This window comes from Streptomyces sp. NPDC056628 (genome assembly GCF_042792555.1).
Taxonomy (GTDB): Bacteria; Actinomycetota; Actinomycetes; order Streptomycetales; family Streptomycetaceae; genus Streptomyces.
Window position 1 is genome coordinate 1 of record NZ_JBHTWG010000054.1, and the last position, 17,258, is coordinate 17,258.

14 protein-coding genes and 3 pseudogenes are annotated in these 17,258 nt (G+C 67.1%); 9 read left to right on the top strand and 8 right to left on the bottom strand.

Translation table 11 applies throughout. The annotated features are described in order from the left end of the window. Positions 1-198 precede the first annotated feature (198 nt). Positions 199-417 (top strand): annotated as a pseudogene (locus ACFRAC_RS34465) (transposase); the annotation flags it as partial. A 117-nt stretch (positions 418-534) separates the two neighbouring features. Here the strand turns inward: ACFRAC_RS34465 and ACFRAC_RS34470 are convergent. Beyond that, the gene (locus tag ACFRAC_RS34470) at positions 535-1,383 is read right to left on the bottom strand and encodes a DNA/RNA non-specific endonuclease (RefSeq protein ID WP_382938374.1); all 849 of its coding nucleotides are present in this window, start codon (positions 1,381-1,383) and stop codon (positions 535-537) included. A 190-nt stretch (positions 1,384-1,573) separates the two neighbouring features. Between ACFRAC_RS34470 and ACFRAC_RS34475 the strand changes: the two genes are divergently transcribed. Further along, on the top strand, positions 1,574-2,431 hold the full coding sequence (locus tag ACFRAC_RS34475; RefSeq protein WP_382938378.1) for a caspase family protein: 858 nt from the start codon (positions 1,574-1,576) through the stop codon (positions 2,429-2,431). A gap of 86 nt (positions 2,432-2,517) precedes the next feature. Here the strand turns inward: ACFRAC_RS34475 and ACFRAC_RS34480 are convergent. Continuing rightward, positions 2,518-2,657 (bottom strand): annotated as a pseudogene (locus ACFRAC_RS34480) (antibiotic biosynthesis monooxygenase); the annotation flags it as partial. Between the two features lie 107 nt (positions 2,658-2,764). Between ACFRAC_RS34480 and ACFRAC_RS34485 the strand changes: the two are divergent. Both ACFRAC_RS34485 and ACFRAC_RS34490 read left to right on the top strand, forming a co-directional pair. Next, positions 2,765-2,935, top strand: a complete 171-nt coding sequence (locus ACFRAC_RS34485) for a helix-turn-helix domain-containing protein (protein ID WP_382938455.1) — start codon at positions 2,765-2,767, stop codon at positions 2,933-2,935. Between the two features lie 61 nt (positions 2,936-2,996). Further along, positions 2,997-3,606, top strand: a pseudogene (locus tag ACFRAC_RS34490) (transposase). Between the two features lie 28 nt (positions 3,607-3,634). On the opposite strand, the gene ACFRAC_RS34495 reads toward ACFRAC_RS34490, so the two are convergent. Beyond that, a complete protein-coding gene (locus ACFRAC_RS34495) occupies positions 3,635-4,111 on the bottom strand; it encodes a hypothetical protein (protein ID WP_382938381.1) in 477 nt (158 codons plus the stop codon). Between the two features lie 901 nt (positions 4,112-5,012). Continuing rightward, positions 5,013-5,558, bottom strand: coding sequence for a hypothetical protein (locus tag ACFRAC_RS34500; RefSeq protein WP_382938384.1), 546 nt, complete (start codon positions 5,556-5,558; stop codon positions 5,013-5,015). Between the two features lie 835 nt (positions 5,559-6,393). Between ACFRAC_RS34500 and ACFRAC_RS34505 the strand changes: the two genes are divergently transcribed. Both ACFRAC_RS34505 and ACFRAC_RS34510 read left to right on the top strand, forming a co-directional pair. After that, positions 6,394-6,975: a hypothetical protein gene (locus ACFRAC_RS34505; RefSeq protein ID WP_382938387.1), complete on the top strand. Its 582-nt coding sequence runs from the start codon at positions 6,394-6,396 to the stop codon at positions 6,973-6,975. Between the two features lie 78 nt (positions 6,976-7,053). Next, a protein-coding gene (locus ACFRAC_RS34510) for an IS5 family transposase (protein WP_382938389.1) occupies positions 7,054-7,864 on the top strand; the annotation gives its coding sequence in 2 pieces (ribosomal slippage) (positions 7,054-7,146 and positions 7,148-7,864; 810 coding nt in all). A gap of 44 nt (positions 7,865-7,908) precedes the next feature. On the opposite strand, the gene ACFRAC_RS34515 is transcribed toward ACFRAC_RS34510, so the two are convergent. Then, on the bottom strand, positions 7,909-9,792 hold the full coding sequence (locus ACFRAC_RS34515; RefSeq protein ID WP_382938391.1) for a DUF2637 domain-containing protein: 1,884 nt from the start codon (positions 9,790-9,792) through the stop codon (positions 7,909-7,911). A 378-nt stretch (positions 9,793-10,170) separates the two neighbouring features. Between ACFRAC_RS34515 and ACFRAC_RS34520 the strand changes: the two genes are divergently transcribed. Both ACFRAC_RS34520 and ACFRAC_RS34525 read left to right on the top strand, forming a co-directional pair. Then, the gene (locus ACFRAC_RS34520; RefSeq protein ID WP_382938394.1) at positions 10,171-12,723 is read left to right on the top strand and encodes a tetratricopeptide repeat protein; all 2,553 of its coding nucleotides are present in this window, start codon (positions 10,171-10,173) and stop codon (positions 12,721-12,723) included. A 336-nt stretch (positions 12,724-13,059) separates the two neighbouring features. Beyond that, the gene (locus tag ACFRAC_RS34525; protein WP_382938396.1) at positions 13,060-13,719 is read left to right on the top strand and encodes an HNH endonuclease family protein; all 660 of its coding nucleotides are present in this window, start codon (positions 13,060-13,062) and stop codon (positions 13,717-13,719) included. 15 nt (positions 13,720-13,734) lie between these two features. Here the strand turns inward: ACFRAC_RS34525 and ACFRAC_RS34530 are convergent, their stop codons facing one another. From ACFRAC_RS34530 to ACFRAC_RS34540, 3 genes are read right to left on the bottom strand one after another with little or no spacing between them, the layout of a single operon-like run. Further along, on the bottom strand, positions 13,735-14,466 hold the full coding sequence (locus tag ACFRAC_RS34530; RefSeq protein ID WP_382938399.1) for a prepilin peptidase: 732 nt from the start codon (positions 14,464-14,466) through the stop codon (positions 13,735-13,737). Between the two features lie 57 nt (positions 14,467-14,523). Beyond that, the gene (locus ACFRAC_RS34535; RefSeq protein WP_382938402.1) at positions 14,524-15,063 is read right to left on the bottom strand and encodes a GNAT family N-acetyltransferase; all 540 of its coding nucleotides are present in this window, start codon (positions 15,061-15,063) and stop codon (positions 14,524-14,526) included. Then, positions 15,060-16,343 (bottom strand): XRE family transcriptional regulator, encoded by a 1,284-nt coding sequence (locus ACFRAC_RS34540; RefSeq protein WP_382938405.1) that lies wholly within the window; start codon positions 16,341-16,343, stop codon positions 15,060-15,062. Before ACFRAC_RS34540 ends, ACFRAC_RS34535 begins: the two co-directional genes overlap by 4 nt. Positions 16,344-16,585: 242 nt before the next feature. On the opposite strand from ACFRAC_RS34540, the gene ACFRAC_RS34545 reads away from it, so the two are divergent. Continuing rightward, positions 16,586-17,032, top strand: coding sequence for an ATP-binding protein (locus ACFRAC_RS34545; protein ID WP_382938407.1), 447 nt, complete (start codon positions 16,586-16,588; stop codon positions 17,030-17,032). Positions 17,033-17,258 lie beyond the last annotated feature (226 nt).

The following is a 17,258-nucleotide window of genomic DNA, read 5'->3' on the forward strand; positions in this document are numbered from 1 at the left end:
CGCCAACACCGGGGAATGACCAACATCAACTGACGCAGTGGGGGTCAATTTTCACCCGCCGGAACCGGCTCACTATTCAAGCGTCGCCGACAGTCGAGGTGCCCGTTGTCCCTTCGTCCGCCTTCTGGTGAGCAAGTCCCGCCTCTGACTGCGCAGGTTGCGCGGGCGAGCAACCCGTGCGGCACGACGGCGATATGGGTGCGTGACCGGCTGGGTGGGCTGTGGTGCGACGAGGATTTCGCCGACTCGTACCCGCGTAACGGGCGTCCGGGGCTCTCGCCTGCTCAACTGGCCACCGTCTGTGTCCTGCAGTTCTTACTCGGCCTGTCGGACCGGCAGGCCGCCGAGGCGGTCCGCTGCCGCATCGACTTCAAGTACGCGATGGCCATGGAGCTGGACGATCCCGGGTTCCACCACAGCGTGCTGGCCGACTTCCGCGACCGTCTCACCGAGGGCGGCCGAGTCGACCGCCTCCTCGACCTCGCGCTCGCACGCCCTGAAGGAGGCCGGTCTCGACGCATCTGCCTTCGGTTCTTACTCCTGCAGGACGATGTCGTCGTACGACTCCAGCTGGGTCCAGCGGCGGGCGGCTCGCGTTGCTCGAGGCAGCAGGTCGGCGTCGGGCAGTGGTCCCAGGTGGAGCTGTGTGATCTCGGCAACGTCTGCGACCGGTACCTGGAAGGTGCGGAACGCTCCCAGCGGGGGAGGGTCACCAGCCCGCTCCGCTTCGGCCAAGGCCCGGGCGGCGGCGTCACGGGACAGGTCGGGCGTTTGGTCCAGGATGTAGGCGGTGGAGGCCAGGTGGCCGTTTTGCATGAAGGCGGTGACCTTCCAGAACCGCAAGGGGACCTTGATGCCGCGGTAGGCGGGGTCGGAATCCTCCAGTACCGGTCCGGTGAACACCGATAGCTTGCGCTCGAACAGCTTGGCGTGGCCGAGGAGGAAGTCCTCCAGCCCCAGCCACAGCTTCTTGCCCTGGTTGACGATGTCCATCTGCGGGGCAGCGTTGGTGTAGTGAAAGGTGTCCGTGTTGGCTGTGGCCGCTTGCGTCCTGTCGCCCCAGACGGGATCGAGGCGGCGGACCATGTGTCCCTTGTCCAGGGGATTGTTCTGATAGACCGAATGTCCGGCCTGCTGGCTCTCGGGCAGACGGGGGTCGAACTGCCAGTCGTCGTCGCGGCCGATCTTCACCAGTTGCGCGCCGTCGATGGCGACGGCCGTTGCGGCGGCGAGACGCCGGTCGGGACGGAAAACGACGCTGAAGTGCGTGTAGGGCAGGACGACCGTCTCGACACCGTTCTGCGCGGGCAGGGGCAGAGGCACCTTGAAGCCAAGGAAGTCCTCGTCGTAGCCCTTGCGATTCGCCAGTGACTGACGGCTCACGGTCTCGCCAGTGAGTGAGGGTTCCTCAGGAGGAGTAGGCATACTCCTCTCACTACCGTGCCATGCAGCCGGACGCACCGCGACAGCACGAAGAGGCGCCATATGGGGCAGTGTTCGATAGTATTAATAGGTGTAATGAGTGATTATTTCAGGCTCGGGGATCCGCTCCGCTTGGGAAGGAGACCATCCCATGGCCCACGGCATGTCACTCCACATCGGACTCAACCGGGTCGACCCCACCAAGTACGGCGGGTGGGACGGCAAACTCAACGCCTGCGAAAACGACGCCCGCGACATGGAGGAGATCGCTAGGAACGCCGGCTTCGACGATCGCACGATGCTGCTCACGACAGAGGCGACAGTCGACAGCGTGACCGCCGAGCTCCGCGAGGCGGCCAGGATCCTGACCCCAGGCGACATCCTGCTCCTCACCTACTCAGGCCACGGCGGCCAGGTGCCCGATAGGAACGGGCCTGAGGACGAGCCCGACCGCCTCGACGAGACCCTGGTCCTCTACGACCGCGAGTTCATCGACGACGAGCTGTACAAGGAATTCGAAGCGTTCGCCGAAGGAGTCCGCATCTCTGCCTACTTCGACTGCTGCCACAGCGAAACAGCCGTCAGAGCAGTGCGGAATATCCTCACCTCGGACGCGATGGAAGAGCTGTACCAGACCCGCGACCCCGACAAGATCGAGGTCACCTCCCGGATCATGCCGCCAGACACGCAGCGCGAAACGTACGACCGGGACAGGACCCTCTACGACACGATCCAGCGCAACCTGCAGCCGAAGGACACCCTCGACCTGCCAGCAAGCGTCCTGCTGATCTCCGCCTGCGCGGACAACCAACTGGCCGCTGACGGCTGGGAAAACGGGCTTTTCACCGGCACACTCCGCGAAGTATGGGCTGAAGGCAAGTTCACTGGCGGACATAAGTCATTCCAACGCGAAATCCTCCGCAGAATGCCACCGAACCAGAGTCCGGGGCTGTTCGTCACCGGCAAGGCCAACGACCCGTTCCTGCGACAGCGGCCCTTCACCGTATGAGAAACGCCGCAACTGTATGCGAGGCAGAGGCAAGCCCGCCCGCGTACGCTTTCCACGGGCAGTGACAGGGCGGCTGCGGGCATGGTTACGGTGATGCCAAGCCCGCCGGGAGTCTGCGCGTGGTCCATCCCCAGCCGGGAACGTCCTTCACCAGGTCTTCTAAACGGGCGTCGGTCTCGCTGTACCCGTTTTGGTCCTGGGTTCGCACCGTAGTGAAGACAGCCACGTAGCAACTGGTCGGTGCTGGAGGGCTGGTTACGCCGGCGTACGACGGCGCAGGCTCTGGCTCAGCGGTCGTGGATCGTGTTGGAGTGCGCCGAAGGCCGCTCGATCATGGAGGTGTCCCGCCGGCTGCGGATCGCTCCGGACACGGTCCGCACCTGGCGGCGCCGGTTCCTCGAGCGGGGCTTGGACGGCTTGTGCGACGACCCCAGACGGGATGGGAGCTGGGGTGAGTGGTGGGCTGAGAAAGCGGAGAACGGGGTGCTCCTAGGGCCTGTGTGAGGTCGTGATCATTCTCGGGTCCTGGTCCCGTGCGGGGGTGGGACCTGGTAGGACGCTGGGTGTGACACGTACGCAACTCACCAACGAGCAGTGGAAGTTCATCGAGCCGTACCTGCCGATAGGCGAGTACGGTCCGTACCCCGAGCGGCTGCGGGAGCAGTTCGAGGGGGTGATCTGGCGGTTTCGGTCCAGTGCCCAGTGGCGCGAGATGCCCTCCGAGTTCGGACCGTGGCCGACGGTCTACGGGCGCTTTCGCGTCTGGCGGGACGCCGGAGTCTTCTCCGCTCTTCTGGAAGGCATGATCGCCGAGGCCGCTCGCCGGGGACAGACGGACTTATCCCTGGTCAGCGTGGACTCCACTACTGCCCGCGCCCACCACGACGCAGCCGGGATACACCTCGGCAAGGACGTCATGGACGCCCTTGAGGAAGCCGCCGCCGAACAGAAGCGGGCCCGGCAAAAAGGGGCGGCCCGCCGGGACAGAACGGGCAGGACGCCGGGGACGACCCCGAGCAGGAAGAGCGACGGCGTATCAGGCGACGGCGCAAGTTCCGGCTGACTGGCGGGGCATCGCCACTCGATACGACAAGTCGCCCGAGAGCTACCTCGCCGGCCTCCACCTCCGTGCCTCAATGATCTGGATCAACGACCTGCTGAAGGCAACTGGCTGATCACAACGTCACACAGGCCCTAGTCTCATCAGTCCCATGCGTTGAAGATCACCCCGCCCAGCGTGGTGATGCCATAGAAACGAATCTGGCGCCACTCGCCCTGTGACAGGTCCGAGGTGTCCACGTCGGCAAGAGGTGCGGTGAGTTGCTCGCGGTCGAGCACCAGGAACCCCGCGTGCGCGAAGGTGCAGGCCCAGGGCGGCGGTGCGACGAACTCCTCGCTGTACCAGTCCCTGCGCACCTGAGTGAACGCGACCCAGGGCTGATGGGCGTGGCACAAGATGATGTGCTCGCCCGCGTCCTCGACGACCGACGCGGTATGGAACGTGCGGGGGTATGCCTGTTCCTCCACCTCGCCCACCTTGCCTCCAGCAGCGCGAGCAGCTGCATACAGAGCGCCCCTGAAGGCCCGTAGATCGGTCTCGGGAAGGGAGCCGTCCTTCGGCCAATGAAAGCCTGTCGCGCCTCGCGGCAAGCTGAAGCCAGTGGTCTTGTCGTCGGCCATGTGGTCATCTTGCCGCCTGTGTTCGATCGATGTTCCCACGCCTCTGCACACACCGCAGGTCATGCGGAGGTATCCCCGGGCAAACAGCATCGTGGCTGAAGCCGGCAGGGCTGCAGCGAGACACACGCGCACCCGATCGGTCGGCGCGCCCACCGTCGTGGCTGACTTTCGTCGGCTGAGGCACAGACGACCTCCCGGACGAGGTGCCGCCCTCACGAGTGGAGGGCGGCCACACTCTTGACTCGCTCGTTGAAACTCCAGCCCAAATTCGCTCCGTTGATCGCCTCGTCAGAGGTGCCGGGGCGGACACTGCCCTCACCGCACCACTCTGGCTCGCACTTACCTTTTCAGGCAACGCCAAATGGCCATGCGCCAGTTTCCTACGCCGGACGCACAGCCAAGGCTCGAATCAACCTTCAGGAGGACATGTGGTGGAGCGGAATCGCGCACACCCTAGGGCATCCCGAGATGTATCCACCGTAATCCATACTCCATGGCACAGCAATGAAGCGTGGAGGTCGACACCGAGGAGTCGCCGCCCAACCGCCCAGCGTGGCGGCACCCCGTCTGCATAGCGGCAACGGTCGCCACGACACCGATCCTCATCAAGGAGTTAGGCGAACTAGCGATCAAGCTGTTCTGACATAAGCCTCTGGCGCGCCACGACGGAGCGGCCTGCCAGAGGTGAACGGCACCTCTCCGGGGCCGTCCGGGGGCTGCCGAAGGGCGCTCAATGGCGACCGATGCCGACAGCCCGCGACACCCAAGACGCAGCTCACTGCATTGATCGTTTGTGTAGTGGCAGGTCAGAGATTCAGCCCATCACTTCTTCGGCTGCTAGCGGCCTCGACGGTGCTCGACTCGCCCAGTGAGACTCGACCGGCCACGTGCTCTCGTCCGATCACGTATGCGGGATCTGTGGGGGGCGGGTCGTAGGGGGCGCCGCGGGTTTGTCCGTGTGTCGGTGGGGGGCGTCGAGGTGGTGTGCGGTGCCGTGGTCGCGGGCCAGTTCGACCATTGCTTCCTGCAGCGCGAACTCCAGAGCCGCGGGTGCGTTCAGGGCGCCGCTTCCGTCGGGCGGGCAGATCCAGCGCAGATCGCCCCAGCGGCAGTGCGGGGCAGGCGTGGCGATCCACCCGCCCGTGGTGAGGTAGCGGATGCCGTGCCCGACCCAGAGGGTCATGGGGGCGGGCGGCAGGAAGAAGCCGACATGCTGCCGCCTGCTGTCCAGCAGCGCCGGGCCGGGTTCGAGGCGAGGCATGCCGGCGATGATGTCGGCCGTGCGCAGGCCCAGGCAGGCCGGGACGATCAGAACGTCCCAGAATCGTCCAGCGGCCAAGAGGTGGACGCCGCTGATGCTGCGCTGCCAGTCGTCCTTGCACAGCCGGGGCTCCCGTGCGGCGGCAGCCAACCACTCCATCGCGTTCGTCCACTGCGCCAGTGCCATCACAAACCTCCTGCATCGTGTCGGGCTTCGGAGCCCGGCAGGTCAACGGCTGATCCAACTGATCACCTCGGTCGTCCGGGGAGCGGGCAGGACGTGAGAAGGAGGACCGCCCTGAGCTGGGCGGAGCCGACCGAAGGAGACGATGTGGTCGGGCGGTCCCGCCCGGCGTTGCCGCTTGCGAACCCCCACCGGCAGGTCATGGCCGCTCGTTGACGAGTGCGGCACAGTACGAGTGGGCCGGATTCCCTGCTCCTGTCCCGGGCACACCAGGTGATCACTTTACGACTGCTGCTGTCTGTTGGTGACGTGCGTTGAAAAGCGAATGAGTGCCCAATGAAACGCGGCGCGTGAGGCTGCGGCCAGGGGATGAGCAGGCAGTTCACCGCATGGGGGGAGAGCCAGCGTGCAGAGGGGGCAGATATATGCACGAAAGCGCCCTCATGCGCCTCCTTGCGCCGCCCCCACCACCGCCGACATCGTGGCTGTCCGAGGAGTCGATCCGCTTGCGAGTGAAGCCGTCGTGCTGGCTCACAGCCTGATGTGCGTGCCCGACTGAAGCGTGCCCCATCGGCTCCCGGAGCGCATCAGAGCCCGTGTCCTCCACGTGCCCGAGCGGGCAGCATCCAGCGGGGAACAAGAGGGAATGACGGCGGGCACACCATGAACGCGCAGGTCAGCCTTCCCCCAGGTGAACCGACAGCCGGATACGCAATTGATCGCTCGGATGCACCTCCGAGCGGAAGTGAAGCGCCATCTTCGGGGGCAGGCGGACGGACAGCATCACGCTGTTCACCGCGGTGCCGACACGTCAGTGACTGTCGCTATCGTCCGTGCCATGACCTCAAGTGATCACCTGCTCGACCTGATCCAGCACACCGCGGAGATCGACCTTCTGCTGAGGTCGTCGTTCGGCTTCGATATCCATCGGAGACACTATGGCGAGGGCTTGAGGCTTGCCTCGGGTGCGCCGGTGGAGGTGATCGCCGGGGAGTCTGCCGGTGGGGCCTACTTCCTCTGCGCCGAACAGAACGGCCGCCGACCGGTTGTGTACGCGAGTTCCGAAGGGGAAGGCGGTCTGCTCGCCGATGATCTGGGGGAAGCCCTGGAGATCATCATCGGGCTGGAATGGCACGACTGCCTCACGTTCTCGGGCGGTGGCGATGTCGAGGTAATGCAGGTCTCCGCTCGACGCCTTGAACTGTCCCGCGACAAGTACAACCCGGACATCGACAACGAAGCTGCCCAGGTGGCCGCAGCCCTGTCGCTGCGTATCGTGCCTGTCACTGACCTCGTCATCCGGTTGCACGCAGCTGCGTCGAAGACGGAAGCGGACTACGTCGTGATCGACGAGCACGGCCAGGAGTTCGGCCCACTGGTCGGCGAGCCCGTGGAACCTCGCCACGGAGGCTGGCGCTGAACCCGCCCAGCCCCGCCAGTCGCATCAACACCGGATTCGCTGCCAATGCCTGATAGGGCGTCGGGCAGACTCTCCGACATGCCTGCCGACCATGTTTCCGACGATCTCTGGGAGCGCATAACTGCGCTTCTCCCCACTCGGCCTGCCCGACGCCATCGCCACCCCGGACGGACTGCCCGTGCCGGACCGCGTCGCGCTCGCCGGCATCGTCTACGTGCTTCGCATGGGCGTGGCCTGGCGCGATGTCCCCATCCAGGTCGTTGGCTGTTCAAGGGTGACTGCCTGGCGCTGGCTCCGGGACTGGACTGAGGCTGGCGTCTGGCCCCGCCTGCACGAAGGGCTTCTCGCCGAACTGCGGAAGGCGAGTCTCCTGGACATGGAGGACTCGGCGATCGACGGCTCGCACGTCCGGGCGCTCAAAGAGGGGGATCACACCGGCCCTTCGCCGGTCGACCGGGACCGGCGGGGTAGCAAACACCACCTGATCGTCGACCGGCACGGCAACCCGCTGGCCGTAACGCTGACCGGCAGCCACCGCCACGACGTCACACAACTCCTGCCCCTCTTGGACGCGATCCCGCCGATCCGGGGCCTGCGAGGACGCCCGCGGACGCGACCGCGCAGACTGTTCGCCGACCAGGGCTACGACTTCGGCAAGTACCGCCGCCTGCTGTGGAAGCGTGGGATCAAGCCTCTCGTTGCCCGTCGCAGCGTCGCCCACGGCTCCGGCTTGGGCAAGACCCGCTGGGTGGTCGAGCGGACCTTCGCCCGGCTCCACCAGTTCAAACGCCTACGTATCCGCTACAAGGTAAGCGCCGACCTGCACCTCGGCCTCCTTCAACTCGCCTGCAGCATCATCTGCCTGAGACGACTCCGAACCTCGTTTTGAAACGATCAATCACTGGTGCGCAGTGACGAGCAGGGCGAAGTCTGCTACTTCTTTGGCTGCGCGTGGTGGCGGGTCAGCGCCTGCCAGCGGCGCTCGAAGTCGGCGACCTGCTCGGCGACGTAGTCGGCTGTAAGGGGCCGGTTGTGCTGCCCGGTGATGCCGCGGACTGCGCACTCCTGCGCAATGACGTCGAGCGACGGGACTTCGCTGCGCACCCGCTGCTGCGCCCAGAAGCTGTAGACACGGAACGGCAGCAGGTAGCGGCGCAGGGTCGACGGGCTGACCGGCTTGCCACCGCGGCCGGTCATGCCCTTCTCGCCGGCGAGGTAGGCGGAGAGCTGCTCGGCCTTGGGCTCCTCGCCATGCTCGGTCAAGTACTCACTCCAGGCGAGGTAGTAGCGGTCGACGATGGTGAGCGCGGCCGGCTCCCCCGTCGCATCGTGCCCACCCGGCGGCTCGTCGACGGGCGCGCTCACCCGAGGGTTGGGCGTGCCCCTGGCGGGCTGCGCGCCCGCGCCGACCGGTGCCTCCGCAGAGCCCTCCTCGCTCTCAAGGGTCTCGCCAGTGGGTTCCCGCGTGGCGCGCCCGGTGGTCTCCCCACCGGCGGGCGGCTCCATCCCGTCGAACCCGCGCTGCCGGAAGGTCGAGACGAAGTACTCCAGGTCTGCTCCCGTGAGGGGCCGGCCGCTGCTACCGGTGATCCGGTCCCGCCCGTGAACGTACGCGGCTAGGGCGGACGCATCGGGGTACACCCCATGGTCTTGCGCGTACGCGAGCCAGGCGTTGTAGAAGTAGTCACCCCACCCGTCGTCCGCGTCGCGCGGAGCCGGGGGTTCGGTCCCGTGCTCAGCTACAAGCGTGTGGCGCTGCTTGAGGAGCTGCAGGAGGGGTTGAAGCTGCTCGTCGGACAGCGGCGCACCGGCCGCGGTCGCCATGCTGTACTGATCCTGCAGCCACGCAGCGAACTGCGCACTCGTGGGCTCGAAACCGAAGGCACTGATCCAGTCCTGATAGGCGTCGGCGAGATTTGGGGCGTTTCCTCGATCCGCTTGGTTGTGCGGCGGCCGCAGGGATGCGGTTCGCATCTCCTTGACCGGCTGGGGCTGCGCGCCGGGCCCCGGCGCCAGTTCCTTCTCGCGGTCGACGGCGTCCTTGAGCTCGGGACGCTGCCGCTGAGCCAGGGCTGGGGCCGGGGCCGGTTCGACGGTGAACTGGATCGGCGGCTCGTCGATACCCACGGCGGCCAGCCCGGCCGGGGCCGTCTCGGCCAGAGGGACGCCGTAGCGGGCCAGACGCAGCGGCATCAGCGACTCCACCGGCGCCTTGCGACGCCAGGCCCGGCCGAAGCGGGAGCGCAGGCTGGCCTGGTAGACGAGACGTTCCTGCTCGACCTTGATGACCTGCGCGTAGGAGCGCAGCTCCCACAGCTTCATCCGCCGCCACAGCAGAAACGTCGGCACCGGCGAGAGGAGCCAGCGGGTGAGACGGACCCCTTCCATGTGCTTGTCGGCACTGATGTCGGCGATCCGGCCGATCGCATGCCGGGCGGCCTCGACGGCAACGACGAACAACACGGGGGTCACCGCGTGCATGGCGACGCCCAGCGGGTCGGGCCAGGCCGTCGCCCCGTTGAACGCGATGGTGGCGGCGGTCAGGAGCCAGGCCGTCTGCCGCAGCAGCGGGAACGGGATACGGATCCAGGTCAGCAGAAGGTCCAAAGCCAGCAGGACACAGATACCGGCGTCGATACCGATCGGGAAAACAGAGGCGAAGTCCCCGAAGCCCTTCCGGAGTGCCAGCTCCCGGACGGCCGCGTACGAACCGACGAAACCGATACCGGCAATCACCACAGCCCCTGCGGCCACCACGCCGATGAGAACCCGCTGCGCCCCGGTCAGCCGGGGTAACTCATCCTTCCCCGCAGCCACAGCCCACTCCCCCACCTACGCCTCACAAATCGCTGCTCTCACACTCCCACGATGGAGGTGCGGCTGTGACGCTTTGCGGGACACGTGTTCGGACCTCAGCGGAAAAGGGCTCAATACGGCCACCCGCGGCCAGGGCGCATACAGCGGCAGCCCGGACCGTGCCGTCGTGCACACGGACGGCAACGCACTGCCTGCCAGAGCGGCGCCCAAGCTGCCGTCGTCATCACGCCGAGAAGCGGTGTTCCATTGCCACTGAGTAGTGGCACGTCTGGCACGGAAAATGGAGTTATCCCCTGCCTCGAGTTCCGGTGACGCGTCATAGTTTCTCTCTACGGGCGGACTCGTCGGATACGGCGAGCTTTGGTCAAGCGAGGGTGCATGAGCGAGTTCGATCGGATTTTCGATCCCCAGTACACGGCGACCGAACTGTTCACGAACCGGGTCGACGAGCGCACAGCGTTCACCGCAGCTCTCCTACAGCACGGGAACGCAGTACGCGATGGTTCGGCAACCCTGGGGCACAGCACTCGTCGGAATGTCATCACCTTCTATGGCGTCGGGGGAATCGGCAAGACCGAGCTGTCCCGACGGCTGGAGTCGTGGTGCCTTGGAGAGTTGGCGGAGCCCGGCGACTGGCCGCAGCCGCCGCTCGAAGAGCCTCCTCCCACCGTTCGCATCGACTTCCACGGAAGTCGCGTCGTCAACGCCGTGGACATCGTGCTGCGACTACGCGTCGCTGTGGCCGACAGGCGGCGGCGCTTTCCCGCGTTCGACCTTGGCCTGGCTGCCTGGTGGTCCCTGGCCCGTCCGGGAATGCCACTGCCGGACCTGACCGTCGGCAACTTCGACGTACGCGGTCAGATCACCGACACCCTGAACGACGTCCTCAGCGACGCCGGCGCCGCCTTTGGACTGGGTCCGCTGACTGTGCGCAGCGGAATCCGTATTGTCGAAGCCATCCGGGAGAGGCGGCTGCGCAGCCGCACCCTGGGTGACTGCGCGCCCCTCTTCCATGTCATCACGCAGGCCCAGCAAGATCCGTCCGACTACGTCGCGGCGACGCTCGCCGGTCTCCTGTCCTGGGATCTGGAGAATCTGCCGACAGCCAAGCGTCCCGTCACGGTGGCGTTCGCGGACGCCGCAGAATACGTACAGGGCGACGATCGCTCGCAGGAGCGTCTGTTCAATCGCATCGTGCATCTGACTCCCGGCACGTTGTGGGTCGTCACGTCGCGCAATCGGCTTGACTGGGATGCAGCTCACCTCCACCAGTTACTGCCCGCGACGGGCCCGCACATCTGGCCCGGCCTACGGTTGGAGGCTCATGACGATCCTCGCCAGCATCTTGTAGGCAATCTTTCCGACGTCGACGTGAAGCAGTACCTGCGCGCAGCCTCAGGAGCGGGGGGCAATCCGGTACTGGCACCGGACGTCATCGACAACATCAGCGCCGGCGCCCACGGTTTACCTCTGTACCTCAGCTTGTCGCTCTCCATGGCGCGTTCCGCAGACGGGCATGGCCCCGCCGCCCACACCTTCGGAGGGCCGCTGCCGGAGCTGGCCACCCGAGTGTTCGCCAATCTGCCCAGGCAGGAGCGGGAACTGGCTCGGGCCGCGAGCCTGGTGCCACGCTTCGACGAACGTCTCATCTCACAAGCCGCCGGCGCTCTGGTCGGTGACGCTCAACGGCTGTGCCAACGCACCCTCGTCACCAAGGACGACCACCCGGTCTTTCCCTACCGGCTCCACGACGCGGTCCGCTCCGCCATAGCCCACGAGCCGGTCAGTAACCCCGGAGCCTGGGCACCACAGGACCGAGCCGCCATGGCCGGGCAACTGCTGGCAGCTCTTCGCCATCGAAGCGACACCCTTATGCACAGCAGCCAACAGCGCCTCGACGTCCTGGAGCTGGCGGCCGATCTGTGCGCCCGTCACGCCCTCACCGCTCCCTGGCTGGCAGACGCACTCGCTGCTGTCCCCGGCTTCGCCCAGACTGCTGTCCGGCTGCCGCCCCCCGCGCTGGACACATGGATCGGTCAGGTGTCCGGCATCTACGAAGCGTGGCGCCAAGGACGCCGCAAAAGTGAGCGCATCGCCTACCTGGAGGACTACCTCACCCGTCCGCTGCCAACTGACATCCGCCGCCGCGCCAGGCTTCGACTCGCCTACATCTACCGCGACGGCGACCCCCACAACGCCCTGCGCATACTGACAGAGATGCTGGAAGAAAATCCCGGCTCCGAGTTGCTGCGATACCAGGTGGCTCGCACGCTGCGTGCACAAGGAGCGTATGAAGACCTGGAACGGCACCTGAGCCGCCATCCACTGCAGGATCCGACGACTTCCCTACGCATCAGCAGCGATCTCGCCTTCGACCGCGGACTCCTCCAAGAGGCCATCGCCGGATCGGCCGCCAGAGCCCAAGCCCTCCGGGCGGCTGGGCAGCACCGTATCGCCCTGGAGAACGAGACCGCCGCTCTGTGGCGCCGGGCCTTGCACGGCAGCAGCACACCCGCAGCGTGCGACACCGTGCTGGCGGACGCCGATCACTTCGGCGAGACGCTGTCCATGCGAACCGCCCTGACCGCCAAGGCGATCACCCTGCGAGGCGACCGCCTGACAGCGCTGGAGCTCCTCACCGAAGCACAGCGCCTCGTCAACACGCAAAGACACAAGATGGGCTACCGCGAGTGGACCGGCCAGCTCATCGTCGCCCTCTGCCACGACGATCGCGCCGCGACAGCCGAACTGCACCGGACATGGCTGGCAACAGACAGACAATGGAGCCCGAACTACCAAGTCCTGGATCACCTCTTCGTCTTCGCCGGCCACCCTGCCCGCTACCAGACCCGGCAGATCACCACCACGGAGGCCCCCTCCGTGGCCGACCAGCGCTGGCACACCATCATCGAATCGCTGATGCCCGACTGACAGCAACCAGACCAACGGGCGACATGGCAGGCCGCAGGCAGGCGGCAACTCCCGGCATCGGACGCCCACGACCTCATGGAGCCAACCACGAAGCCCCCTCGCGACACGACGCCTCCCGCGTGACCTCCAGACCCCGCGGGCCATCACCATGCGCGGGAAACAGAGAAGCCGTGCCCGTCCGCCCCGCAGCACCGCCCGCGGCAGCGTCCCGTCCACCGCACAGGGGCGGGCAGCGAGGCACGCCGATTCGTTTCTCCGGTATGACCTTTCCACCCACACGAGCGGCACCCGGACCACCGGGGATCACCTCCTGCGGTGGGCGGATATCAACGGGGCATGGTCAACGCCGTTGTTCGCGGCCTCGCTGCCGCAGCCCTCGCCGTCATCCCCGCCCTCACCCCCACACCAGCACAGGCCGCCGAGACCCGGCCTCTGGCCGACGCCGTCGCCGGCCTGCCGGTGGCCATCGAGTCCCGCGACGGCTACGACCGCAGCAAGTTCCGACACTGGAACACCGGCGACGACCCGACCGACGGCTGCAACACCCGGGCCGAGGTCCTCCTTCACGAAGCAATCGAGCCGCCCACCGTGGGTGCCGGATGCCGACTGACCGGCGGCAGCTGGTACTCCTACTACGACACCACCATGGTGACGGCCGCCGGAAGCCTGGATATCGACCACATGGTCCCCCTCGCCGAAGCCTGGGACAGCGGAGCATCCGCCTGGACCCCACAAAGACGCGAAGCCTACGCCAACGACCAGGGCGCCGAAGCCTCGCTCGTCGCGGTCACCGCACGCTCCAACCGCAGCAAAGCCGACCAGGACCCCGCACAATGGCTGCCACCCGCCACCCAGGTGCACTGCCGCTACGCCGCCGAATGGGTCGGCACCAAACTCCGCTGGGCCCTGGCCGTCGACGACACAGAGCTCGCCGCCCTGCAGGACGCGGCGGCCGACTGCCCCGGGCAGACGGTCACGTACGAGCCCGCCCCGTAACGCAGGCGCCCGATCTCAGGACAGAGAGGCGCCCAGCAGCACTCCCGCAAGAGCTCCCGCGAGGAGGAACGGACCGAACGCAATCCTGGAGCGCGCTCCGGCCCGACCCGCGATCAGGAGACCGATGCCGTACAGCGCACCGAACAGACCTCCCGCGAACACCCCGACCAGCACAACCGGCCAGCCGTACCAACCCAACACCGCACCCAGCACCAGGGCAAGCTTCACATCACCGAACCCCAAACCCCCGCCGACCAGGAAAAGCACGAAGAAGCAGGCCCCCAGCAGAAGAAAGCCGAGCAACGCGGACGTCCAGCTACCGCCGACACCCGGAAGCAGCGACGCACCACCGAGCAGCACACACGCCGCCACTGCGAGCGGCAGGGTCAACACGTCGGGCAGCCGGTGAGCCGACGCATCGACCACGGCGAGCAGCACGCAGACCGGAGCGAGCAGCAGCCACACGACCAGTTCGGGACGGGCTCCTGTAGCGGCCGCGAGCAGCCCGCAGACCCCGGCCGTGACAGAGGCGACCGACAGACTGCTCTGGCCGTACCGGTCCCCCGCCGAACAACGAGCTCGCCCAACCCATCCGGCACCGAAACCGACGAGCCGATGACCTGCCGGACACACCGACCGCCAGAAACCCCCCGCAGGCACCGACAACCGGTAAGCCGGGCGAGGTATGAGCACGCCCGTGACACAACCCCACAACACCCCGGCCACGGTGATCAGGAACCCCTCCACCCGACGCAGCCTAGACACACCCCGCCGGGATCACAGAGCCTTGTACCGCCTCCCGCGTCAGCGAACACCGCGGATCATCACCGTCAGGACCGGCGAGGCCGGTGACGGCTGGCTCTGCCCGATGTCCTCATACCCCCACGACCTGTACAGCGCGTGAACCTTCCCGTCCCCCGCAGCCGAGTTGACCATAAGCGTCACGTACCGCTCGTTCCGCGTGGCGAGAAGAGCGTCGTGGATACGGCGGGCGGTACCAGTTTTCCGCCAGGTCGGCCGGACGCCGATCTCCTTCAGGGCCACAGCTGGACGCTCGGTGTACTTCTGGGCCGGCGTCGGGCTGGTGCGCTGCCAGTACCGATCGCCGTACTCGATGGTGTTGCCGTAGGCGTAGCCGACCGGATACCCGTCCGTATACGCGAGGACGGCTGTGAATCCTGGCTCGGTGCCGTGTCGGTCAAGGCGCTCTCCGAACGCCGTGACGGCGTAGTTCGGCAGGTGGAGGAGTGGGGCGCGCACGTCGGCGTACACGTCGAGGAGCTCGCCGCGGGCTGTATCGAGGTTGGTGAAGGTGCGTAGTTGGATGGTGGGCGCCGTGGTCATGCGGCCATCCTCCAGGTGGCGGTGTGCTCGGTCCAGATCTGCACGGTGGAGCTGCCCGGTGCGGTGGCGCGCAGTGCGGCGCCGAACTCCTGCAGCATGCGTGTGACCCGGGCGTGCTGGGTGGCGGCTTCGGCGGGGACTTTCATCGCGGTGGCCGTGGCGGCGTCTGGGGCGCCTTGGGCGAGCTGGGCGTGGGCGAGCCGGGTGGTGGTGATGGCTCGGGACCGGATCATGTGGGGTCGGAGGGCGGACAGGCAGCGGTGGGCGTGGTACTCGGCGGTCGAGTAGTCGCCGAGCGCCAAGTGCGCGGAGAGGGCCAGGGAGTCCAGTTCGGCCTGGTCGTAGAAGGCGAGCATCCACACCGGCCGGTAGTCGGCGGGGTCGGCCCGCAGCATGGCGTCCTGCGCCTGCTCGAACGCACGGCGGGTGCCGGTGCGGTCCTGCGCCGCGCCGTGGATGGCGCCTTGGCGAGCCAGACCGAGGGACGCGAACAGGGGGTCTCGGCGGGTGAGGTGCAGGTTGCGGGCGACGTCGTTGGCAGCGAATGCGTCGGCAGGACGGCCCATGTGGCGGTACATGGTGCCCGCGTGACTCCAGATACGGAACTTGATCGCCTGATCGCCGGACATCTCAGCCAGGGCCTGGGCCTCACGCATGTGCGCCTTGGCGACGTCGTAGCGCCGGCCGTCGATGGCGGCCCACATCGCGGAGGAGCGGAAAGCGGCTGCTGAGGCGTAGAGGTTACTGCGTACCCGCTGAGTGGCGCTGCCCGCGTTCTGGAGGTTGAGCGCCTCGTCGGCGAGGGCGGCGGCCCGCTGTTCGATGCCGAGTTGTCCGCCGTGGCGGTGGTCGCTGGCGATGATCTCGGCGAAGCGCTTGTTGAGGCGGTTGACGTCGCTCATGCCGATACGGCGCAGCGATGCGGTGCCGGGTGCGGCTGCTGCTGCGGCAGCCGCCGCGATGCTGCCGACGAGGGTACGGCGCTTCATGTCGGGGTCCTCCTGCTGCGGTGGTGCCGGGATGGACGAAGGCCGGCCCCGTGGCACGAACCCTAAAGCGACAGCGGGTAGTCCGGAGACGTCTTCAAGTGCCTTGCGGGCAACTGACTTTGGCCACGTAACCCGGCCCGCTTTCCACGCTCGGACCGACGAGCCGTCGAGCCCTCCAGTGCGCCCGGTCAACCGTTCAATGGCCCTGTTCACGGCCTCGGCGAGGCTGTTGGAGCTGTAGCCGTGTTCGGTCATCCACGCCTCAAGAACGGTGTTGCGGGTGGTGTCCATGCGGGCACGGTAGCCCGCGCGGTCCACACCCGTCAGTTAAAGGATAGGTCAAAACGCCCTAGGTCGGTCCATCGACTGAGCACCTGAACGCCCTAACCAGCCTGCTGTGAAAGGGAGTTGTCTGAGTGCTGGTCACCCGCTGCGCCCCATCGTGCGGGCGGCTGTTGACAGCCCGGCCCGCCCTTGAGGTTCCCCCCGCGGGGGCGGGCCGGGCGCCGAAACGACACGAAGGCTCCACCCCAATGACGAGTCTGAGAACACCAGTTGCGGCACTCTCTGTCGGCCACCCGACGTACAGCCAGACCTTCCCGTGCAAGCCGTCCACGGCCGAGATCGGCCGCGGCCTCGTCCGAGACGTCCTCGGTGTGTGGCACCTCGACGGTCTCGCCGACCGAGCCGCGCTGATCGTCACGGAGCTGATCGCGAACGCCTGCCGACACACCCCATGTTCCGAGATCCGCCTCACGGTTGCGCGACCGGATACGACACGACTGCGTGTCGGGGTCGTGGACCGGGAACCAGCGCGTCTGCCCATACTCAGCCAGGCGGCTGACGACGACGAGTCGGGCCGCGGACTGCTCCTCGTCGATGCGGTCGCCGACCGCTGGGGCTATGACCTGCACGGCTCGGGCAGACGCCCCTGGGGCAAAGAGGTCTGGGCGGAACTCCGCACCGGGGGCGACGAGTGAGCATCCCGGCCACGGCACCCTCGCCCCTTCCGGATCTCGCTCGACTCCGGCCCCGCCAGCAGAGGGCCATGGACTGCGCCCTCTGCGCCTGGCCGCTGGGAGCGAGCGGTCGACGGCTGGGCGAGATACGCCACCGGGGCCTGCCGTTCCAGCTCTGGGCCTGCGCTCCCAACTGTCAGGCCGCCAGATCGACCATCCCGACCAGCTGAGAAAGGGGACGTCCTTC